The 22,482-nt window shown below is 41.0% G+C and carries 22 protein-coding genes; 5 read left to right on the top strand and 17 right to left on the bottom strand.

Going from position 1 to position 22,482, the window contains the following annotated elements; genetic code table 11:
* Positions 1-35: 35 nt before the first annotated feature.
* The 6 genes from HNR43_RS06495 to HNR43_RS06470 all read right to left on the bottom strand — a co-directional run bounded on the left by HNR43_RS06495 (position 36) and on the right by HNR43_RS06470 (position 4,917).
* A complete protein-coding gene (locus HNR43_RS06495; protein ID WP_183242330.1) occupies positions 36-389 on the bottom strand; it encodes a rhodanese-like domain-containing protein in 354 nt (117 codons plus the stop codon).
* 66 nt (positions 390-455) lie between these two features.
* Entirely contained in the window at positions 456-1,607 is a 1,152-nt protein-coding gene (locus HNR43_RS06490) for a toxic anion resistance protein (RefSeq protein ID WP_183242328.1), read from the bottom strand.
* Positions 1,591-2,250: a 5-bromo-4-chloroindolyl phosphate hydrolysis family protein gene (locus HNR43_RS06485; RefSeq protein WP_183242326.1), complete on the bottom strand. Its 660-nt coding sequence runs from the start codon at positions 2,248-2,250 to the stop codon at positions 1,591-1,593. The genes HNR43_RS06490 and HNR43_RS06485 overlap by 17 nt, the downstream gene beginning before the upstream one ends.
* A 136-nt stretch (positions 2,251-2,386) precedes the next feature.
* A complete protein-coding gene (locus tag HNR43_RS06480; RefSeq protein ID WP_183242324.1) occupies positions 2,387-3,016 on the bottom strand; it encodes a PEGA domain-containing protein in 630 nt (209 codons plus the stop codon).
* 99 nt (positions 3,017-3,115) lie between these two features.
* Entirely contained in the window at positions 3,116-3,679 is a 564-nt protein-coding gene (locus tag HNR43_RS06475; protein ID WP_183242322.1) for a phosphoglycerate mutase family protein, read from the bottom strand.
* On the bottom strand, positions 3,676-4,917 hold the full coding sequence (locus HNR43_RS06470; RefSeq protein WP_183242321.1) for an MDR family MFS transporter: 1,242 nt from the start codon (positions 4,915-4,917) through the stop codon (positions 3,676-3,678). The genes HNR43_RS06475 and HNR43_RS06470 overlap by 4 nt, the downstream gene beginning before the upstream one ends.
* Before the next feature lie 126 nt (positions 4,918-5,043).
* Between HNR43_RS06470 and HNR43_RS14280 the strand changes: the two genes are divergently transcribed.
* Positions 5,044-5,172: a hypothetical protein gene (locus tag HNR43_RS14280; protein ID WP_006323191.1), complete on the top strand. Its 129-nt coding sequence runs from the start codon at positions 5,044-5,046 to the stop codon at positions 5,170-5,172.
* Between the two features lie 9 nt (positions 5,173-5,181).
* On the opposite strand, the gene HNR43_RS06465 is transcribed toward HNR43_RS14280, so the two are convergent.
* The 4 genes from HNR43_RS06465 to HNR43_RS06450 are packed head-to-tail and all read right to left on the bottom strand — an operon-like array spanning position 5,182 to position 8,603.
* Positions 5,182-6,051: a metal ABC transporter permease gene (locus HNR43_RS06465; RefSeq protein WP_183242319.1), complete on the bottom strand. Its 870-nt coding sequence runs from the start codon at positions 6,049-6,051 to the stop codon at positions 5,182-5,184.
* On the bottom strand, positions 6,048-6,947 hold the full coding sequence (locus HNR43_RS06460; protein ID WP_183242317.1) for a metal ABC transporter permease: 900 nt from the start codon (positions 6,945-6,947) through the stop codon (positions 6,048-6,050). The genes HNR43_RS06465 and HNR43_RS06460 overlap by 4 nt, the downstream gene beginning before the upstream one ends.
* Before the next feature lie 7 nt (positions 6,948-6,954).
* Positions 6,955-7,695 (bottom strand): metal ABC transporter ATP-binding protein, encoded by a 741-nt coding sequence (locus HNR43_RS06455; RefSeq protein ID WP_183242315.1) that lies wholly within the window; start codon positions 7,693-7,695, stop codon positions 6,955-6,957.
* A 2-nt stretch (positions 7,696-7,697) separates the two neighbouring features.
* Positions 7,698-8,603, bottom strand: a complete 906-nt coding sequence (locus tag HNR43_RS06450; protein WP_183242313.1) for a metal ABC transporter solute-binding protein, Zn/Mn family — start codon at positions 8,601-8,603, stop codon at positions 7,698-7,700.
* Between the two features lie 301 nt (positions 8,604-8,904).
* Here HNR43_RS06450 and HNR43_RS06445 point away from each other — a divergent pair, with 301 nt between their 5' ends.
* On the top strand, positions 8,905-10,215 hold the full coding sequence (locus HNR43_RS06445) for an APC family permease (protein ID WP_183242311.1): 1,311 nt from the start codon (positions 8,905-8,907) through the stop codon (positions 10,213-10,215).
* A 16-nt stretch (positions 10,216-10,231) separates the two neighbouring features.
* Here the strand turns inward: HNR43_RS06445 and HNR43_RS06440 are convergent, their stop codons facing one another.
* Positions 10,232-11,200, bottom strand: a complete 969-nt coding sequence (locus HNR43_RS06440; RefSeq protein WP_183242309.1) for a YbgA family protein — start codon at positions 11,198-11,200, stop codon at positions 10,232-10,234.
* Positions 11,201-11,552: 352 nt separating this feature from the next.
* Between HNR43_RS06440 and HNR43_RS06435 the strand changes: the two genes are divergently transcribed.
* Positions 11,553-12,923, top strand: a complete 1,371-nt coding sequence (locus HNR43_RS06435; protein WP_183242307.1) for a YjiH family protein — start codon at positions 11,553-11,555, stop codon at positions 12,921-12,923.
* 96 nt (positions 12,924-13,019) lie between these two features.
* Positions 13,020-13,616, top strand: coding sequence for a nucleotidyl cyclase domain-containing protein (locus HNR43_RS06430; RefSeq protein WP_183242305.1), 597 nt, complete (start codon positions 13,020-13,022; stop codon positions 13,614-13,616).
* A 155-nt stretch (positions 13,617-13,771) separates the two neighbouring features.
* On the opposite strand, the gene trpB is transcribed toward HNR43_RS06430, so the two are convergent.
* Together trpB and HNR43_RS06420 are read right to left on the bottom strand one after the other, a co-directional pair.
* Complete coding sequence (trpB, locus tag HNR43_RS06425) at positions 13,772-14,935, bottom strand: tryptophan synthase subunit beta (RefSeq protein WP_183242303.1); 1,164 nt, start codon at positions 14,933-14,935, stop codon at positions 13,772-13,774.
* A 79-nt stretch (positions 14,936-15,014) separates the two neighbouring features.
* Positions 15,015-15,941 (bottom strand): alpha/beta hydrolase, encoded by a 927-nt coding sequence (locus HNR43_RS06420; protein WP_183242301.1) that lies wholly within the window; start codon positions 15,939-15,941, stop codon positions 15,015-15,017.
* A gap of 122 nt (positions 15,942-16,063) precedes the next feature.
* Here HNR43_RS06420 and trhA point away from each other — a divergent pair, with 122 nt between their 5' ends.
* Complete coding sequence (gene trhA, locus HNR43_RS06415; protein WP_246346266.1) at positions 16,064-16,699, top strand: PAQR family membrane homeostasis protein TrhA; 636 nt, start codon at positions 16,064-16,066, stop codon at positions 16,697-16,699.
* 31 nt (positions 16,700-16,730) lie between these two features.
* On the opposite strand, the gene HNR43_RS06410 is transcribed toward trhA, so the two are convergent.
* The 4 genes from HNR43_RS06410 to HNR43_RS06395 form a co-directional block, all read right to left on the bottom strand.
* Positions 16,731-18,401, bottom strand: coding sequence for an acyl-CoA dehydrogenase family protein (locus HNR43_RS06410; protein WP_183242297.1), 1,671 nt, complete (start codon positions 18,399-18,401; stop codon positions 16,731-16,733).
* Positions 18,379-19,908 (bottom strand): class I adenylate-forming enzyme family protein, encoded by a 1,530-nt coding sequence (locus HNR43_RS06405; protein ID WP_183242295.1) that lies wholly within the window; start codon positions 19,906-19,908, stop codon positions 18,379-18,381. Before HNR43_RS06405 ends, HNR43_RS06410 begins: the two co-directional genes overlap by 23 nt.
* Positions 19,905-20,291 carry a MerR family transcriptional regulator gene (locus tag HNR43_RS06400; protein WP_183242293.1) on the bottom strand — a complete coding sequence of 129 codons (387 nt, stop codon included), beginning with the start codon at positions 20,289-20,291 and terminating at the stop codon, positions 19,905-19,907. The genes HNR43_RS06405 and HNR43_RS06400 overlap by 4 nt, the downstream gene beginning before the upstream one ends.
* A 116-nt stretch (positions 20,292-20,407) precedes the next feature.
* Positions 20,408-22,384, bottom strand: coding sequence for an acetoacetate--CoA ligase (locus HNR43_RS06395; protein WP_183242291.1), 1,977 nt, complete (start codon positions 22,382-22,384; stop codon positions 20,408-20,410).
* Between the last annotated feature and the right edge of the window lie 98 nt (positions 22,385-22,482).

The raw sequence follows: 22,482 nt of genomic DNA, 5'->3' as shown, positions 1-22,482 counted from the left end.
TTATACCAAACAATCATTTCATAAAGTTTGAACAGTTAGTGACATTTTACCATCTTTAACGTATTTGCACGCTCATATTCCTTTATATAATATCCTTGTACAGAAAAATGATAACGTCTAAGCAATCGAATCGCGACATTTTTCTCTAAATGGTTTTTTGCAATAATGATCACTTGACGATTTGGAATGGCTTGATAATGGCGTTTTAAGTACGCAACCGGAATCCGAAGCGCTCCATTCATCTCGTCTTTCTCATTGTAGTCACGCACATCAAGCAATGTCACATGTTCATATGATGATAAAGATGTCAACTCTTTGACACCACGAACAGGTACATAACGATAATACAAAGCATATAGTACGAACAGAACAATGACTGTATAAATCATATTGTCTTACCTCCCTTACACATCATACCCTAATAGGTATATAAAATCAATAAAAAAGAGCTGATTTTATTCAGCCCTTTTTAGTGTCAGCAACCTCTGTTTTAATTGTTCTTCCATTTCGATAAGCTCTCGTTCCACTTGCTGACGCTTCATACGCCCTTCTTGTTGAATTTTTAACGTTTCTTCCAATGTTTCTAACAAATTTTCTTGCGTCTTCTTTAACGTTTCGATGCTGACAAGCCCTTCTTCATTTTCTTTTGCCGCTTCAATTGTATTCATTTTTAACATTTCTGAGTTGCGTAACAACAATTCGTTCGTCGTTTTTGTTACCGCTTTTTGCGCCTCCACCGCTTTCTTTTGGCGAAGCAACGTTAGTGCGATAACAAGTTGATTTTTCCAAAGTGGAATGGCAGTTAAAATGGACGATTGAATGCGCTCGACTAACGTTTGATTGACGTGTTGAATGAGCCGAATTTGCGGTGCTGTTTGAATCGTAATTTGACGACTTAATTTTAAATCATGAATGCGTTTTTCAAGCCGGTCAGCAAATTGAATCATATCATTTACTTCTTGCACGTCCATTTGGTTTTGTGACTGTAGTGCCTTCTTTTCTAACTCCGGAATCGTTTTTGTTCGCAGTTGTTCGAGCTTCACTTCAGCAGCAGCAATGTAAATGTTTAAGGCATCAAAGTATTCTTTATTTTTTTCGTATAACGTTTCTAACATCATAATATCACGAAATAATATTTGACGATGTTTTTCAAGTTGATCAGCAATACGGTCAATTTCGACACCTAATTTTTGATATTTCGATAAAATATGTTGAACAGACTGTGTGACAGATTGAAACATGCGTGCCAAAAAACTTTTTTTATTCATCGCAAAATCTTCTACGTTGACTTCTCTCATTTTTGTCATGAGTTCATGAATCACTTCTCCAACAGGCCCAGCATCTTTTTTTTGTACATGATTTAAAATCGAGTGAGAAAAACGCGATAGTTCCGCTTGAGCCGCCACACCGTATTGTAAAATAGCTTGATGATTGCGTGGATCGATTTGCTCAGCAAGCGCTAACGCTTTTTGCCGATGTTCTTCTTTCAATTGGTCAATGAGACGCGAAGATGATGGTTTTTCCCTTACTTCTGTCACTTCACCAAATGGATTAGCAAGCAACGAATCGATCGAGCTTGTCCAAAGTACTTCATCGTTTTTGTTCATGCTTTTTCTCCTCCGTTACTGTTACTGTATGTTTTGTTGGTAAAGAAAAGGGATCATCTGATGTAATCGTATGTTTCACAAGTTTTACTTCCGTCTTTAAATCAAACAAATCTTCTTCAAGCATGTCCAACAGTTCGTTTTCTGCTTTCGTTAGCGCAAGACTAAGCGCTTCCTCTGCTTCATGAATTGCCTGACGAATCTCCTCACTTTTTACGGGTTGTTTTGTTAAATAAATATATTTATCAATAATTGTAACAATGGAGTCCAATGTTGTGTTAAAAAACGGTTGCGCGACAGCGAGACGATCCGGTTGTTTTTCGACAATTTCAATTATTTTTTGACAGATGGAGTACAAACGGGAAAGTTTAGAAAACATCGCAACGGAACGAATTCTCCATAAACTTTGTCCGATTCTCCGAACCTTTTTTTTCGCATCTTTCAATCGCTCGTCTTTAAAATCATTCAATCGATTTTTCTTTTCTTTTTTCTTCATATAAACGGAATACATCACTCCTACACTTACACCAATCAAAAATGAAATAAAAAACGGCAAACGAAATGCAAGCAACGAAATGAGGGCACTAAATAATCCAACGTTCCATGACACAAACCATCGCCATATCGTTCGAATGAATCGTTTCATCGTTCTCCTCCAATCGTCTATGATCCTTTATTTTACTATGATTTTTTATGAAATGGAAACGCTGACTGTATTACGTACGAGCGAAAAGATATGTTTCGGCTTTGACAAAAAAAGACGCAACATGTCGTTGCATCTTTTAGTTCGAATCGAAATGAACGATACGAGTCCGCTCTCCTCCAAAGAGCGACATTCGTTTCGTTTGTTCTCGTTCATCTGTCACCATTTTTACTTCATATAAGCCTGGAACATACTCTCCTACTTTCATTAACGATGTATTCGTTTTACCGACGTATGTGTTGTTAACGAAAATACGAGCCCCTTGCTCGTTCGTTCGCACATATACATGGTATAACGCAGGCTCAAACTTGTATGTTCCTTGCGACAATTTCATTAAAAAAATCGGAGGAGTTGACGTTAATCCTTTTATGTAAACTCGATCATCCTTCTGCCGCTCTAACTCTTTCCTTATTTGGTCATAACCCTCTGGATGTTTACGTAAATACGCAAAAAGTGGTAAAAGTGACGCCTTTTCTTCTAATGGAGCATCAATGAACTGTTTCAACGTATGTACATCTTCTTGACGCAACGCGATGATGAATTGCTCAATTACTTTTTGTTCACTCGTCTTTTGTTTCGCCACTCCCCATGCACCGACGACACATGCGCTGACAACGAATAATAAACATACAAAAACAAATCGTTGTTTTCGTTTTCGTCGTTCGCTTCGTGTCATCGCTTCTTTTTGTAATCCCCCTTGTTCATCCATATGTATTTCCCCTCTTTTTCTCATATTTACATCATCATATGTATGAGAAGAAAAGGGAAAATATGAGAAAAAGAAGGGTCTACACATCATATATGTACATCACGGTGTGCGCCTTGTCAACGACAACGTCACAGCTTCCCAATACGCCCATTTTTTCTTTTTCGTCTGCCATCCATATTGCTTTAGTTGTTGACTCACGAGCATATGAAACCAACCATGTCCAATGACGGCAACAACAGATCCTTTTTGCGCATAATCGTTAAGCTGTTTTGCTGCTTTTATTGCTCGCTGCTTTGTTTTTGCATAAGGCTCTTCTCCATATCCACAAAACCATAATAAACGCAAAAAAGCGAGCCACATCCATAGCGGATATATTCCCTTCATCCACTTGGGCGGTTTAGGGAGTGGAGCTTCGACCAACCACCCATGTTCCTTGATTAGGTGTGATGGTTGCAATAAAGACGCTGAATGGCGAGCGCGAGCAAGCGAACTAACAAGGACGACAGATGCGCATTTTATTTTTTCTTTTGCTTCCGCATACGATAGAGGCTCGTCATAAACGATCGCCTCATCGTATGCTTTTAACCAATTGATTAATTGTTCTCTCGTCATCCATCCGCCTCTTTTACAAACAGGCTTTCCGTGCCGAATAAGAATAATCATGCTTGTTTTTCCTCCATCATTTGAAACATGACAGCATACAACCACGCACTGCATACCGCAAGTAACATTAAAATAAAAAACGTCCAATGATACGCAAATGGCAACGTCAAAACGAGCGGTGCCATCATGCGCCCAAGCGTAAAACGTAAGCTCGCTGCAGCAAAATATTGTCCACGCATATGCTCAGGTGCCAATTTAGCGACAAATGTTTGTTGTAAGCCGACTGTCATTAGCTCGGCAAGTGTAAATACAGCAATTAAAATAACCATAATCCATAACGATGTGGTTTGACCAAAAAGAAAAATAGCAAGTCCGTACAAAAGAGAAGAAAAGACAAATACCCACTTTTCTCTATAGTTTTCCATCCACTTCGTCACAGCTACCGTAAATAAAGCAACAAGCAATCCGTTTTCCGCAATAAGAACACTAAACGCTTTTTCTCCACTTAACGAAAGCGACCAATGTCCAAGGGAAAATAACGTTTGTTTGGATACAACATCTTTAATGTAAACAGGAAGTAAAATATCAAGCTGCATAAACGTTTGCGCCACGAGAATACCAGCAACAATAAATAAAAAAAACGTGCGATCTTTTACGATGAGACGATAATTGTTTAACTGCTCAATAAAAAACATATACCATGTTCCTGTTGGTTTTCTCCATATCGGTGCAGTTTCATCTAAATAAATAAAAAGAACAATCGCAACGATCGCACAAAACGTTCCTGCAATCAAGAATAAGAAGAAACGATATTGTGGATAAAATATTCCACCAAGTAGTGGCCCGATGACGACCATGACGTTATTCATCGTGTAAAATACAGCAAACACTCGGCTTTGATCTTTTTCCGAAACGACATCAGCGACCATCGCTTGACTAGCAGGCCAATAAAGCGAGCCACATACGCCTACGAGGGCAAAACAAATAAAACTCATCAACGGTGATGAGAATAACGGTGAATTGAATAGTGCAAATAAGAAAAAAGCAAGTGATTGTCCACATGCTGCAACCACCATCATTTTTTTTCTCCCGAATCGGTCAGCAAAATATCCACCAAGCAAATTAGCAATCACCGAAAATAATTGCGAAATAACAAGCAGTACACCTGTTTTTTCTCTACCGAACATGCTAGAAAAATAAATAGCGATAAAAGGGAATATCATCCAAAATGTAACCCCAACGAATGATTCCCCTATTAAACGAATGCGTAAGTTTCGATCCCAATCCCGTATTCGCATTGTATTCCCCCCTTTTAAGACAACCATTTTGTTATTATACCATTTTCGTACAAAAATTTCGCTAATAAAAAAGATTGACAAAATGACAGAAAAATAAGAAAATAAATTCAAAAGGAAGTGAGCACTATGAAAATAGTGAAAAATGTTATCGTTTCATACGCGACGGTCGTGACCATTATAGCGTTACTTCCTGCTTTTTTAGTTACAAATGATGTAAGTATTATCGATTCATTTCTTTCAGCAATAAAAGACTAAATCTCCTGCCTAGGCAGGAGATTTTTTTAGCCATTTCCGCAACAACCCATGTTTTGGTGCAATCCATAAAGAAACAAAAAAGATAACACCTGTCGCCACTGCAATCGCTCCAGAAATGGAGACATTAAACGCTGTTGCCCCCATGTAACCGATCATTGATGCCAACACACCAATCATTGCACTACATATAAGCATTACGCTTAGCCGATCGGTCCATAAGTATGCCGTTGCACTTGGTACAATAAGCATGGCTACAACTAAAATTGCTCCAACACTATCAAATGAAGCAACGGTCGTCAGCGACAACATCCCCATTAATACGTAATGAATAAACACGACTGGAATCCCAAGCGTTACAGCCATTTCGCTATCAAATGAGCTAATTTTTAACTCTTTATAAGCAAAAACAATGACAAATATATTGATTGCTAAAACAAATCCAAGCAACCAAACGGCTTTCGGACCGATGCTTTTTCCGCCAACTTCAAGGACATCCCACGGCACAAATGCAATCTCCCCCATTAAAGCGTGTTCAACGTCTAAATGGACGCGATCCGCAAATAAGGAAATAAGAACAACCCCAATAGCAAACAAACATGTAAACACAACACCGATAGCAGCATCGCTTTGTACCCCTTTTTGATGCAACAATTGAACGAGAAATGTCGTTAGCAATCCAACAAGCAAGGCACCGATGAGCATAGACACCCCTTGCAGCTGATGGCTCACCATATATGCGCCTACAATCCCTAGCAACACACTATGGCTGATCGCATCTGATAACATTGACATTTTGCGCAACACAAGAAATGTACCGATTAATCCGCAGTTAATCCCGACGAGAGCTGCGGTAAGCAAAATCCACATCGTATAACTCATAGTTGTTCCCCTCGCTTATACATTAGCTGTTTCGACCGTAATTTTTTTCTTTCTATATGGCGACGAATCATTTTGTTGCATAAGCCACGTTTTGGGGCGAATAAGAACGAGAAAAGAAACAGCATTGTGGCGAAAATAATGACAAGTGGGCCGGTAGGTACATAAGCAATCAAACTCATATATGCCCCAGCAACTCCTGACAAAGCACCAAATACTCCAGCTAACAATGTCATCCACTCGAGCTTTTCTGTCCAATATCTTGCAGCTAACGCTGGCGTAATAAATAGTGCAGACATTAACACAACCCCAACCGCTTGTAAACCAATTACAACAACCGAAACGATTAAAAACATAAGCACACCGTTCAACAGTGACACCGGCACACCGATCCCTTGCGCAAACGCCCGATCAAATGTAATAATTTTAAACTCTTTAAAAAAAATGAGGATCGTGATAATCATAGTTATAGCCGTTACCGTTAACACATTCACATCGCTTCCAGTCAACGACGCCGCTTTTCCAAACAAAAAGTCGTTAATTCCACTTTGATTTCCACCTTCATGTTGATTAATCCACGTTAATAACACAATACCTAAACCAAAAAATACAGATAATACAATGCCGATGGCGGCATCTTCTTTAATGCGCGTATGTTTTACAATAAATTGAATACATACTGTAGCGATATACCCTGAGCAAGCAGCACCTATTAGAAAGACGAGAAGCGATTTTTGTCCGTAGAGAAGAAAAGCGATACAAATACCTGGAAGCGCAGCATGTGCCATCGCATCTCCTATTAAACTTTGTTTCTTCAGCAATGCAAACGTACCAATCATTCCGCTCGCCAATCCGAGCAAAGCCATGCTTGTAAATACCCATTGAACATTAATGTCCATACGCGATTCACCCCACGATATGTGCCGCAGAGAGGAAAGTGACCTTTCCGCCATACGTTTTTTGAATATGATCGTACGTAAATACACTTTCCGTCTCACCAAATGCAATGACGCGTTTATTTAACAATAAAACGTAATCAAAGTAATCTCGCACCGTTTGCAAATCATGATGAACGACTAATACTGTTTTTCCACGCATTTTTAATTCATTTAACAGTTGAACAATCGCTTTTTCTGTTGCGGCATCGACTCCAACAAACGGTTCATCCATAAAATAAACGGACGCATCTTGCGCAAGCGCACGCGCCAAAAATACACGCTGTTGCTGTCCGCCAGATAGTTGACTAATTTGTCTTTTCGCATACGGTAACATGCTGACTTTGTCTAAACATTGCATAGCGATATCCACATCTTCTTTTCTTGGTCGTTTCCACAATCCAATATGACCGTATCGCCCCATTAATACAACATCAAGGGCATTCGTTGGAAAGTCCCAATCGACAGAATTTCGTTGTGGAACATATCCGACAAGATGACGCTGCTTTTCATACGGCTTACCATATACGAAAACATTTCCATGCATACGCGGAATAAAATTTAACATCGCTTTCATTAACGTTGATTTCCCTGCGCCATTTGGACCGATAATTCCGACTAACTTCCCTTCTGGAACAGAAAATGATACGTCTTCTAATACAAGTTTTCGATCATATGCAACGGTTACCTGTTCAACAACTAGCGGATTCATCGTCATTCCCCCTTCAATGCTTGTGCAATCGTTTTGACGTTATAACGATACATGCCAATAAACGTTCCTTCTTCTGTTCCTTCTCGTCCAAGGGCATCTGAAAATAGTTCCCCGCCGATCGAAACGTGATGACCACGCTGTTTCGCTCCCTCGACAACCGCTTCAATTGCCTTTTTCGATACACTACTTTCCACAAATACCGCTTGAATATTTCGATTAACGATCAAGTCAACAAGCGACTGCACATCTTTTAGTCCATATTCCGCATCTGTGCTTAACCCTTGTAAACCAACTACTTCGATATCATACGCACGACCGAAATAATGGAACGCATCATGCGCTGTAATTAAAACACGTTGCTGTTTCGGAATGGCATGAATTTGTTTCTTCGCTTCTTCTTTTAACTGTATGAGCTGAGATATATAAGCTTCTGCTTGTTTTTCGTATGTTTGTTTATGTTGCGGATCAATCGCACTTAATTCATCTTTTACTGTTCGTACAGCGTAACTCCATAAATCGAGATCAAACCATATGTGCGGATCATCTACCCCATTCACGTCAATTAATTTTTCTTTTGGAATCGCTTCACTTACCGCAACAACTTTTTTTGTTTTCGACATTTTCGTAAATATTTCTCCCAGTTTTCCTTCTAAATGGAGTCCATTGTAAAAAATGATGTCTGCTTGACTTAATTTTTGAATATCTCCTTGCGTTGCTTTATACAAATGAGGATCTACCCCTGGCCCCATTAACGCTGCCACGTGAACATATTCTCCCCCGACATGTTTAACGAGATCAGCTATTTGCCCTGTCGTTGCAACGACATAGATGACATCTTTTTTATTCTCTTTTGTTTCGCATCCAAATAACAATAACAAAGCGGTCCATATGACCATCCACTTTTTCATATGCTTCCTCCTCCAAATTTGCATCAGGATATAAAAGTTTCCTTAACGCAAAACTTAGCGAAAAAAATTTGTTTACTCGCCCATCATATGCATTAGCATAAAACGACGTGATGTGTGGGATAAGTAAACAATGATGATTTGAGTTAAAAAAGTTTCTTTAAACCAAATTTAGTTTTATCTTATTCTTTTCTTTTCACGATGTCAATATTTTAATTTTCAAAAAAAGAAGTTTTTCTTCATCTCATGCTATAATAGCGATTGTTCGATATAAAAAAACATTTGTCCTTTAGGAGTGAACAGAATGACAAACACACAATTGAAACGAAGCATTGGATTCATTACAGCAACAGCGATCGTCATTGGCACTGTCATCGGTTCTGGGATTTTTATGAAACCTGCGATTGTCATCGGAGCAACGGGCAACTCAACACTTGCTCTTCTCGCTTGGGTCATTGGAGGGATTATTACATTAGCAAGCGGATTGACGATTGCAGAAGTAAGTGCAAAAATTCCTGAAACAGGCGGGTTGTATGTATATATCGAAAAAGTGTACGGACGGTTTTGGGGTTTTTTATGTGGATGGGTGCAAACGGTCATTTACGGTCCTGCCGTCATCGGTGCACTAGGGTTGTATTTTGGTGCGTTGTTTGCAGGGATGTTTGCACTACCAAAAGAAAGTGAACTTTGGATCGGGATCATTGCTGTTTTATTTTTATCTGTCATTAATATGCTCGGCTCACAATTTGGTGGCATCGTCCAAAGCGTGTTAACTGCGGCAAAATTATTGCCTATTTTTGTTATTATTATTTTTGGCGTAACAAAAGGAAACGTACCGATTTTCGACATGGATAGTGGCTCTAGTCAAGCAATAAACTTTGGAGCGGCCGTTTTAGCAACATTATGGGCGTACGATGGATGGATGAACGTTGGATTTGTTGCTGGCGAAATGAAAAATCCAGCCAAAACGTTACCAAAAGCTATTATTACTGGTATTCTTATGGTGATGTTTGCCTATGTGGCTGTGAATGTTGCATTGCTTCATGTTCTTCGTGCCGATGACATTGTTACGTTCGGTCCAAACGCAGCAAGCGAAGCAGCAACCATCTTATTTGGGGCATTCGGGGGAAAATTAATTGCCATTGGTATCTTAATTTCTATTTTCGGCTGTTTAAATGGAAAAGTTCTTACATTTCCTCGCATGCCATTGGCTATGGCAACAGATGGGTTATTTCCGTTTTCCCGTTATTTTTCTCGTATTCATCCAAAGTGGCGCACACCTGTATTTGCAACGTTAATGCAAATTACCATTGCAATTGTCATGATGTTACTTGGTAATGCCGATCGATTAACAGATATCGCTATTTTTAGTGTCTTTTTATTTTACGGTTTTGCTTTCTATGCATTATTTCTATTACGAAAATCATTACCATCTAACGAACAATTATATCGAGTGCCACTTTATCCATTTACTCCGATCGTTGCTCTTGCCGGCACAGCATATATTATTATGAGTACGGTACTCCATGCACCGCTAGATACGTTTTTATCGATTGTTGTTACAATATCCGGTATCCCGATATATTATATCATTACAAAAAAGCGACAAGGATAATCCTTCGTCGCTTTTTTCAATAATCTCTTCCTTTTCCTGAGTCCGTCACATCAAGCAATGACTCCGGATAAGGTTGAAAATATCGTTGTTTCAATAAATATTCATTTTGATAACGAATTGCCCATGAGCGAATAACTGTTGTTACACTGCTTAACGGCAGCTTGCCTGCTCGATATTTTTCTAACAACTCATGAACATACCGCTTTTCCTCACCGCTTAATTCATTTTTAAAATAACCGATCATATGTTGACAAACATTAATGTTCGAATTTCGGCGTGAGCGCCGTGCAAACAACTCATATAACGTTTGTTCATACTGCAGAAATACCTTTTCTATCGGTAAACGTGCTTGGTTGGCAACAATATTTCCTAATTGTTTCAATTTTTGTTGATGATACGCCATGAACAAATATTTATGCTCCGCATGAAATTCAACGAGACGATGGTGTGATTTTGTCTGTTTCACCTCCCGAAACAAAGCAAGCGTAAATAACTTCGTCAAAAAATGCTCTCGAATAACGAAATTCGTTAATCGTCCCTCTTCTTCCACAGCTTTATGGGCAAACATTCGTAATACATGTTCAGCGAACATACCGCTCCCTTTTCCTGCTGCAGGTCCTTTTTGCTTGCTACTGTATATCTTGACGTCTTTTATCCCGCATGACGGTGACCGACTTTTTAAAATAAATCCATCCACATTCGATACTTGCGTTAAAAATGAAACGGAAAATTGATTCATTTGCTCGGTTACATCCGTTCCGGTTGATGGCTGTATCAGGCGAATACGTTCATCTTCTTTAACGAGCCGAATTGTCTCACGCGGTGTACCGAGGCCGATGCGCACTTCTGGGCAGATGGGGATGAATTGAACGAACGGTGCTAATTTTTGTACGACTTCATCATTCAGTTGATCGCCGTTATATCGACAAGGGGAAAAACCGAGACATTCACTTACAACGACGGTTGGTTTCGCATAACGCCACATCGTTTATTCCTCCTCTACACATTTTTGCTTATCATATCGCACAAGCACAAAAAATACACGTTTCAATGCGCTGAGAAAAACAAAAAAATTTCGAATTCGAACGTTTATACAAAAAAATGATTGATTATATCTTCGCTTTGTTTTATTATGCTTTATGTTATCTATTTTGCTATAAATAAATTGTTATTCATTCATATTTTTGTATGTATATAAGTACATGTGTTTATATTTATTCATTTACTTATATTTCAGAATCATTTTGTTATATTGACTATTTTTATTTTTATATTACGATAGTAGTAATGTTATGTATCCGTTTTCAAAATACAACGTGGAAAGGTGGTTTTAAAAAATGAATGTCGTACCAAAAGAAAAGCATACACAATCCTATCATCTCTCTGACATAATGAAATTTCTCGTCCCATCGCTTATTGGTGTATTTCTATTTATGGTTCCTGTTCCTTATAAAGGTGAAATGACGATCCCTGTAGCTATTTTAGCTAAATGGGTCGAAGGAAACTTTTCTTCAGTCATTCCGACAATTTCCGTTTTATTTATGTTTATCGCTACGGTTGGCACAATCGTTGCAAAAATTGCTTATCCTTCTTTCATCATGAACAGCTCATTTCTTCGGCGTTTATTCGATGTGAATGGTTTGTTCGTCGTTGCGCGCATCGTTGGAACAATTTTAGGAGCGATGACGTTATGGAAAATCGGTCCAGAATGGGTATGGTCAGAAAATACAGGTTCGTTGCTATTGTATAGCTTAATTCCTATTTTGTTTTCTGTCTTTTTGTTTGCTGGCCTATTTTTGCCTTTGCTTTTAGATTTCGGATTACTCGAATTATGTGGTGCACTTTTAACAAAAGTTATGCGCCCCGTATTTAAATTACCTGGCCGCTCGTCCATTGACTGTATCGCTTCTTGGTTAGGGGACGGAACGATCGGCGTACTGTTAACGAATAAGCAATATGAAGACGGCTTTTATACGAAACGAGAAGCAGCGGTAATTGGAACAACTTTTTCCGTTGTATCGATTACGTTTAGCATCGTTGTCATCACGTATATGAAGCTTGAACATATGTTTGGCGCGTACTATTTTACGATCGTCGTTGCTGGTCTTGTGGCAGCGATTATTATGCCACGCATTCCACCATTATCGAAAAAACCTGACACATATTATCATGAACATCACGCTCCCGTTGATGAAACAGTACCAGCTGGCTATACTCCTTTTCAATGGGGATTAAAACAGGCAACAGAAGTGGCACAGCGCAATAGCGACATGGGGAAACTATTGAAAAACGGTGTACAAACCGTGATCGATATGTGGTTAGGTGTATTACCGGTTGTTATGGCCATTGGAACGGTCGCATTAATTATTGCCGAAACAACGTCGGTATTTGAATGGCTCGGTAAACCGTTTGTACCAATCTTGACGCTCCTACAAGTGCCAGAAGCATCAGCTGCTGCACAAACGATGGTTGTCGGCTTTGCGGACATGTTTTTACCTGCCATTATCGGTAGCGGCATTGAAAGCGAATTTACTCGTTTTGTTATCGCTTGTGTTTCTGTCACACAATTGATTTACATGTCCGAAGTAGGCGGATTGCTACTTGCGTCAAAACTACCAATTACGTTTAAGGATCTCGTTGTCATTTTCCTTCTTCGCACACTTATTACGTTGCCAATTATCGTTTTTATTGCGCATCTCATTTTTTAACGCAAAAGGGCGGTCATCTCGCCCTTTTTTTATTTCATTTTTATTTGTCCATCCCAATGGTGCGTTTGATTCATAGTATGAAGAGAGGTGATGTATATGCTTAAACAACATATTGGAAAAACAATCGGCCTATTTATTAGCCAACTTGTATTGTTACCAGAAATAATGGCTATGAGTGATACAGTTAATTTAACACAACTCCACGGAACGGAACTATATGTTGTCATTGGATTTTACGTGTTTCAGACGATTATCGGCATTTATTTTGGTAATCGATATGATCGAAAAGCTTGTGTAAAAGATCTAATATATCAGCTAAAAAGTAAAGACTTTGCTGCGAGTACATTCGAAAAAATCGCAGCGCTCGTTGATCGCGACCCAGATAGCCGTTTAACAATCTATTTGCTTCAAACAAAGAAAGATAGCCACCCCCAACAACAAACTGCCTTTGAACAACTGTTAGTCGAGGCAACACGAAAAAGTGATATCGTAACAAAATGGTCAAACGATCAATACTTAATTATCGCTGTTGAAAACGCTGCGAAACCGTCCACAATGATTGAGCGAATTAAAAAAAATAGCTCTATATCTTTTCTCGTCGGTTATGCCACATATCCCGTCGAAGGAGAACAATTACAACAGTTATTACAAGTCGCAAAAGAACGCATGTATGCTACACGTACGACAAAATAAGAAATGGCCACAAAGCAAGACATCGCCTATATCCACGAACGACTTGATTATCAGCTCGGTCGTATTGCGCGCGTAGAGGAAGAACTGTATAGGCTAAAGAAGGCAAATGAACGATAAAAACGTCGTTCCACGTTGTGGAAACGACGTTTTTATGACTAACCTTTTAACATATGAAACACCTGCTCGACGTCTTTATCTCCGCGACCTGATAAGTTCACGATAATGATTTGATCGCGATCGAGCATTGGAGCTAGTTTTATTGCATAAGCGACTGCATGAGCACTTTCTAGCGCAGGAATGATCCCTTCCGTTTTTGAAAGTGTTTGAAATGCTTCTAACACTTCATCATTTGTGACTGTATAATATTCTGCCCGACCGGACGTTTTTAAAAAGCTATGTTCCGGTCCAATTCCTGGATAATCAAGCCCCGCAGCAATTGAATATGTTGGTTGTGGAGTTCCTTCTTCATCAAGCAAAACGAGGCATTTAAAGCCGTGAATAATCGCAGGGACACCTTTTGTCAACGTCGCTGCTTGCTCTGGTTCGACTCCGATCAAACGTACACTCGGTTCATCGATATAATGTGCAAAAGCACCAATCGCATTGCTGCCACCGCCCGCACAAGCAATCACAACATCAGGCAAACGTCCTTCTTTCTCGATCATTTGTCGCTTACTTTCTTCACTAATGACAGATTGGAAATGTTTCACGATCGTCGGGTACGGATGTGGTCCAACGGCTGAACCAAGCAAATAAAATGTATGTTCATAATTTTGGACATAGTCGTTTAACGCCTCATCGACTGCATCTTTCAATCTGCCTTGCCCTTTTGCTACAGGAACAACTTTCGCTCCTAATAACTCCATTCGAAAAACATTTAGCGCTTGCCTTCTCGTATCTTCTTCCCCCATATAAATGACACAATCCATCCCAAACATCGCACAAGCTGTCGCTGTCGCCACACCGTGTTGCCCAGCTCCTGTTTCAGCAATGATGCGTTTCGCTCCCATGCGTTTCGCTAATAAAATTTGCCCGATGACGTTGTTAATTTTATGAGAACCGGTATGGTTTAAATCTTCCCGTTTTAAATAAATTTTCGCTCCGCCAAGTTTTTCAGTTAACCTTGAGGCAAAGGTGAGCGGATTTTCTCGTCCGACGTACTCTTTTAAATAAAACGCAAATTCCTCATGGAATGTAGGATCATCCTTGTATCTTAAAAACTGTGCCTCTAAATAGTCTAACGCTTCCTGCAACGCCGGCGGTACGAAACTTCCGCCAAACTCTCCGAAATACCCTCTTCTCTGCTCAACTACACTCATCTTCTTTCCCCTTTCCATTTTCCAAATTTACTACAAGCATACCTACATTTTTATCAGAAGTCAATGAATATTCTGAATTTTATTTTTGTACCTTTTCTAAAAATGCTAACATATGCTGAATATACTCCTCTTTATACATAGCAAAACTTTTCACATGCTTCGCTTTTTCTGTGAGCCAAAGTTCAAATACGTCTGGATGTTTGTTGTACATGTTTACACTTTCTTTGTATGGGATGGACGGGTCTGCTTTACTATGAATAAATAAGATCGGACGTGGGGCAATTGCATCGACCGCTTTGATTGGGATAGATTGTGCTGGATCTAAATCAGTAATCATTGGAATAAGGGTAATGATTAAGTACGTAAACGGAACGTTCGGTAAATGCGTCCATACAGGCATATATGTGCGCAAATACCCTTCTAAATCGCTAAATGAGCTGTCGGCAATAACAGCTTTCACATCTTTATCCATTCCTGCCGCTAAAATCGACGTTGCTGCTCCCATGGACACTCCATACAGAACAATCGGTTCGGAATAGTGTTGTTTTGCATAATCAATGACGCCAAGCAAATCATACTTTTCTTTTGCACCAATCGTTGTCATGTCTCCTTCCGATTCGCCGCTGGCGCGAAAATCAAACATAATGACGCGATATCCTTCGTCTATTAGTGCTTTAGCAATTGGCAAAAACGGTACGTTCGGTTCGTAGCGATTGCCGCCATATCCGTGCGAAAAAATAACCGTCATTTTCGCTTGTTTCGTCGGTTCTATGATCCAGCCTTTTAGCTTTAGTCCCCCATCTTTACTTGTAAATGTCACATTTTGATAAACCATTCCGTAATCTTTTGGTGTCTCAACGACCGCTTTTCGCTCTTTATGCGTCAAATTCCAGCCGACGTAAATCGAAATGGCAACACACGCAATCGCCGCAAGTAACAACACACCAATAAACGACGGTACAAGCCACTTTTTTGTCTTACGTTGCCTTTCTACCTGTATTTGCATCGTCCTCACCTCTCTTTTTTCCCATTATATCGCGAGCAAAAACAATAATGAATAAAAATGTACGATATGTATGTATATGTGGTAGAATAAACAAAATGTCTTTCACGAAAGGAATGAAACCATTGGCTTTTACACATACATTTACGAAAGAAGAAGAAATCGTTCATGCGATTACGCATGGCGTTGGTGCGGTGTTTAGCATCGCAGCGCTTGTTATTTTGACGGTCACGGCTGCGATGTACGGAAATGCATGGCACGTCGTTAGTTTTACTTTGTTTGGGGGCACAATGCTTATTTTGTATTTGTCATCGACGATCGTACACGCATTGCCGAAAGGGCGCTGGAAACGGTTGTTTGAAATTTTCGACCACTCCGCGATTTACTTTTTTATCGCTGGCACATATACGCCGTTTTTATTTTTAGCGGTGAAGGGCGCAATCGGTTGGACGCTATTTGGCATCGTCTGGGGGCTTGCGCTTGTGGGTACCGTATTTAAATGCTTTTTCGTCAATCGCTTTTTATATACATCGACGATTATATATATCATCATGGGTTGGCTGATTGTATTTGCATGGAAACCGCTCGTTTCTAGTCTTTCGTTAGAAGGAGTTGTCTACTTAGTCATTGGCGGTATTTTATACACAATCGGCGCGGTTTTTTACGTTTGGCGCGGGTTTAAATTTCACCATGCCGTCTGGCATTTGTTTGTGTTAGGTGGGTCTGTTGCTCATTTTTTTGCGGTGTTTGTTTTAATATAAGGCAAGGAACCGACGTGGTCCCTTACCCTTTTTATACTTCTACCTTTTTCGTTTCGTTCATGATGGCTTCAAAATAGCGAACCGATATCATCTCGTCATCGAATAAATCGCATCCCCAAATATGCTGTAAGAAAAGGCGGGCGATGATTTGTTTTCGTTCGCTTTCTCCCGCTTCTTTTAACGCGATGACGCTCAAATACAAGTCGCAAAGGCGATTGGCAATTTTTTTGGCGTGATACGTTTGCACGTCTTCTCGTTGACCGTGCAATTGTTTTAGCGATTGTATGAGTTCGTTCAGCCCGCTTTCGACCGGTGTAGCAAATGCGCGTATTTCGCCAGGGAGTGCAGCAAGTTGCTCGCTTATTGTTTGAATAAACGTTTCATGGACGCGATATTTACGGATGAGGCGCAGCACTTCAAGCCCTAAAATGTTTGCTGTTCCTTCCCAGACGGTCAATACTTGGGCATCGCGAAGCAGGCGCGGGGTGACAAAGTCTTCAATGTAGCCGTTTCCGCCGTGCATTTCAATCGCTTCATGGGCAAATGCAATCGCTTCTTCTGCTGTTCGCATTTTTAAAAGCGCAATTAACAAGCGGTTCCATGCTTTCTCTTGTTCAGATGCTTGCCCTGGCGTGCGCATCACACGGTCAAAAAAGGAAATTAACTCAAAACAAGCGCTCGTTTGCACTTCTTGACGCGCCGTTAAGTTGGCTAACGTTTCTTTTACCATCGGATACGATGTAAGTGTATGCCCAAACGCTTGACGATTAACCGCATATTGCTTCGCCTCTTCTAGCGCCCGCTTCATAATGCCAATCGAAGCGACAGCGTTGCAGACACGCGATAAATTAAGCGCTCCCATCATATAATAAAACCCTTTTTTTGCATCGCCAATTAAATAGGCTTTTGCTCCTTCAAATACGACTTCCGCCGACGGCACAGCGCGAACACCAAGTTTATCTTTTAAACGCCGAATGTGAATGCCGTTTAATGTGCCATCGTCGTTGCGCCACGGTACTAAAAATAAACTAAGCCCTTTCGTCCCCGCCTCGCTTCCGTCGATGCGGGCAAGCACTAACGCAACCCCGCACATGCCGGCGTTGCTAGCAAAATATTTTTCTCCGTAAATTTCGTAATGGTCACCGCATAAAACAGCGCGCACTTCATTGGCGCCAACATCCGAACCGCCTTGCCGCTCCGTTAAAAACGTCGCTCCTTCATACAGCTCGACTTCGCCAGTAGAAATGACGTGCGGCAAATATTTTGCTTTGATTCGTTCATCCGCAAAATGCTCTAATACGTATGCAGTCGCCATTGTTAACGTCACTGGGCAATAAAATCCTGGTTCGACTTGCGATAGCAAATAGCCTTGAGCATATGAATAAATATAGTTGCCAACACGGCCAAGCGCAGGAATCGGCTTATGGACATAGCCGACAATCCCCGTTTCGTACGTTTCTTTTACTGTTTGTTTGTATCCTTCATTCACCCATATTTCGGAAATGTCGTTGCCAAAGCGGTCATATTTGATCAGCCGCGGCTGTCCTTCGCGGTCCGTATGTACCGCGCGCCGGTCGATATCGGTCATGCATCGTTGCCAAAACTTCTCTAACTCTTCTTCCGCGTACGCATAAAACTTTTTATCTAAATATTTTTTTAAATTGGCAAATAAGTTCGGATCAACTTCTCGTAGCTGTTTCATTATGCATCCCTCTCAATACTTGTTTTAATATTTTTCCTGTCGCATTGCGCGGGAGTTCAGGAATGACTTCGTATAGCTTTGGAATTTTATAGTCTGCAAGTTTACCAGATAGAAAACGTTTACATTCTTCAACAAGCTGCTCGATCGGCTCTGTCGTGACAACAAACGCTTTGACCGTTTCCCCCCATTCCGGATGAGGCACACCAACTACTGCCACATCAACAATCGCTGGGTGTAGCTTTAGCGCATCTTCCACTTCTTTCGGGTAAACGTTCACCCCGCCAGAAATGATCATATCTTTTTTCCGATCAACGATCCAAATGTACCCGTCTTCGTCACGGCGCGCTAAATCGCCTGTATATAGCCAGCCGTTTTTTACCGTTTCCGTTGTTTTTTCTTCGTCTTTATAATAGCCTTTCATTGTTCCTTCTCCAGCTAAGATGATTTCACCAACCTCGCCAGGCGGAACTTCTTTGCCGTGTTCGTCGACAATTTTTACTTCGCAATGAAGGGCGGCATCTTTGCCAACACTTCCTGCCTTTGTCGCATGTTCTTCCGGTGATAAATACGTTCCGTTCGGTCCAGCTTCCGTTAATCCATACAAACACATCAGTCGATTCGTACGAAACTGTTTAGCGACAAATTGCACTTCATTTGCCGACAACGGTGCGCCGCCATACGTCCAATATTGGACGGACGATAAATCGTATTCGTGAAGACGTGGATGTTTTGCGGTAAGTAAATAAGCGACTGGCGCTCCGAAAAAGTGGGTAATTTCGTGTTTCGTGATTAGTTGTAACAATGCTTCCGGGGAAAACGTTGGTGATAACACATGGGTGGCCCCGACGTACATACCGCCGCCAAAAAATAAATGAAGCGGTGCGGAATGGCTGAGTGGCATCATGTGCAACAGGCGGCTATGCTTATCCATTTTCGTCTCTAGCGCCATCATCGTTGCGACAGCGAAAATATTACGCGCTGTAAACAACACTCCTTTTGGTTTACCAGTCGTTCCGGATGTGTATAAAATCGTCGTTTCGTCATCTTCATTCAACGGACAAACAATTGGGGAAGCATCGCCGGTTGCAATGAGTTGCGTGAGCGAACGCCAACCGTCTGCCGCTTCCCCTGTTTTCACCCAAATGACGTCAACCGTACGAACAAGCGAGGCAAGTTCCTGATAAATCCAATCGTGTGCGATCACTGCTTTTGCTTCGCTATGTTCGATAATGTATTGTACTTCTTGCGCTGTTAACCGCGCATTGACTGGTACGATGATCGCACCAAGGCGCAAGACGGCAAAATACACATATACAAATTCTTTCGTATTTGGCATATATAATACGACTTTATCGCCTCGTTTGATGCCAAGTGAAGCAAGCGAAGAAGCAAGCCGATTGACTGTATCGTCTACTTCTTGATAAGAAAGCGACACGTCACCATCAATTAGTGCTACTTTGTTCGGAAACTTTCGCGCATTGCGCGCTAACAACTCAGAAATGTTCATTCGGTTTCCTCCAATTTTTGTAATCGTTCACGAAAATCCGCCAAAATTGACTCCATTTCTTGTTTTAACTGCATTAAGTCCTCAATCCGCTCCGTCACCTCCTTTAACTTTTTCTCACCGTATGCAATTGTTTTTTCCAGTTGTTTTCGACCGGTGCGATCATTGTCAAACAAACTAATCATTTCATGGATTTCTTCTAACGAAAAACCGAACCGTTTGCCGCGTAAAATGAGCTTTAGCACCGCTCGGTCTTTTTTCGTATACAATCGCTGGCCCGAATCGGTGCGAATGGGTGAAATGAGCCCACGTTCCTCATAATAGCGAATCGTTCGTGTGCTAATATCAAACTGCTCAGCCAGTTGGGAGATCGTATAATAGTTCATCGCTTCCACCTTTATTTTTAATTTTCTGAATTTTATTTTAGTTTACGTTTACGTAAAAGTCAATCAAAAAAGAGGCGCACGCCTTTAAGGCTGTTACCAAACGGCAACAGCCTTGCTTATACGTTCGAATGTTCCCATTGTTTGGCGAGTTCGATAAAGAAAGAAAGTGATTCAGGGTTTGCCATTGAGCCAACGTTCACCGCTTTTTCGAGCGGGAAACCTAATAAAATTTTGCGAATCGGGATTTCCATTTTCTTTCCGTTTAACGTTTTTGGAATTTGATCGACTTGGTAAATCGCATCCGGAATAAAGCGCGGCGATACATGCGCTTTAATGGCTTCTTTCACTCGTTGTTTTAATGTATCATCTAGCTCTGCTCCTGGCTGAAGGACGACAAACAACGGCATAAACGATTTCCGCCCCATCACTTCTAAGTCGATAACTAAGCTGTCGAGAATGCCATCAACCGTTTCAACCGCACGATAAATTTCGCTCGTGCCCATTCGCACACCCGCACGGTTAATCGTCGAATCGGAACGGCCATAAATGACGCAGCTTCCTTCGTCGTCAATTTTAATCCAATCCCCATGTTTCCATACGCCTGGGTACGTATCAAAATAGCTTTCGAGATAGCGGCGGTCGTTTTCGTCGTTCCAGAAAAAGAGTGGCATCGACGGCATTGGCTCCGTGATGACTAGTTCCCCGACTTCGTTGATCAGCGAACGTCCATGTTCATCAAACGCTTGCACATTCGCCCCAAGCGAACGGCATTGCAGCATGCCTGCACGAACCGGCAGTATCGGAGACCCACCGACAAACGCGGTGCATACATCTGTTCCACCACTACATGAGACAAGCCAAACATCTTTCACATGTTCATACACCCAAAGAAACCCTTCGGTCGTCAGCGGCGATCCTGTCGACAAAACCGCTTGCAATGGCGAAAAATCGTAAGTCTCTTTCGGTTGAATGCCTTGCTTCATGCAAACGTTAATAAACGCTGCGCTTGTGCCAAAATGCGTAATTTTTGCCTTTTCAGCAAGCTCCCATAAAACGTTTACATCTGGAAACGTTGGGCTCCCGTCATATAATACAACTGTTGCTCCAACTAACAGCCCACCAATTAAAAAGTTCCACATCATCCAACCAGTCGTTGTAAACCAGAAAAATGTGCTATCACGCGCAATATTGCATTCAATCGATAAAATTTTTAAATGTTCTAGTAAAATGCCCCCGTGCCCTTGCACGATTGGCTTTGGCAGTCCGGTCGTCCCAGAAGAATATAAAATCCAAAGCGGGTGAGCAAACGGTACCTGCTCATACACAAGCTCGCCTTCTTCTTGCAATATGTCCGTCCATAATAAAACAGAATCGTCCCACGCGCTTATATCGTCACGCAAATACGGAACAACGATCGTCTTTTTTAACGACGGAAGTTTTTCTTGCAACTCTTTGACAACAGGAAGTTTATCAAACGTTTTTCCGTTATATTGACAACCGTCCACCGCAAACAAAATCGTCGGCTCAATTTGTTGAAATCGGTCGATGACGCTATTGGCACCAAAATCAGGCGAGCAGCTTGACCAAATCGCGCCAATGCTTGCGCACGCCAAAAACGCAACGACGGTTTCTGGAATATTCGGCATATAAGCGATGACGCGATCGCCTTGTTTGACGCCAAGTTTTTTCAGTACTGAGGCGACTGACGCTGTTTGTTGTTTTAGCTCTTCCCACGTTACTTCACGTAGCGAAACGCGTTCGGAACGAAATAAAAGCGCTGGTTTTTCCTGTATGTTACGAAAAATATGTTCCGCATAATTTAACCGTGCCCCTGGAAACCAGTTTGCCCGCGGCATTTTCCGCTCTTCTAACACACACGTATACGGCGCAGACGACCGAACATCACAATATTCCCACACCGTTTCCCAAAATTGTTCAAGTTTCTCAACCGACCATTTCCATAGCGCCGCATGCGAATCAAATGCAAGCCCTTTTTTCGCTTGTAGCCAATCCATATACTTTTTCACACTTGATTGTTCGATTTGTTCTTTCGTTGGTGTCCATAAAATATCCCCATCCGTAACCGCTTTCATTTTCTACCCCCCCTTTTTCTAAAAAGAAAGAAAATTAAGAACATTTACATTATACTATATGATCATCTGAAAAAATATATAAAAAGACGCATTGGCTT

Source organism: Anoxybacillus mongoliensis (assembly GCF_014201515.1).
Lineage (GTDB): Bacteria > Bacillota > Bacilli > Bacillales > Anoxybacillaceae > Anoxybacillus > Anoxybacillus mongoliensis.
The sequence above is the reverse complement of the archived record's forward strand: the minus strand, read 5'-3'. Positions and strand labels throughout refer to the sequence as shown.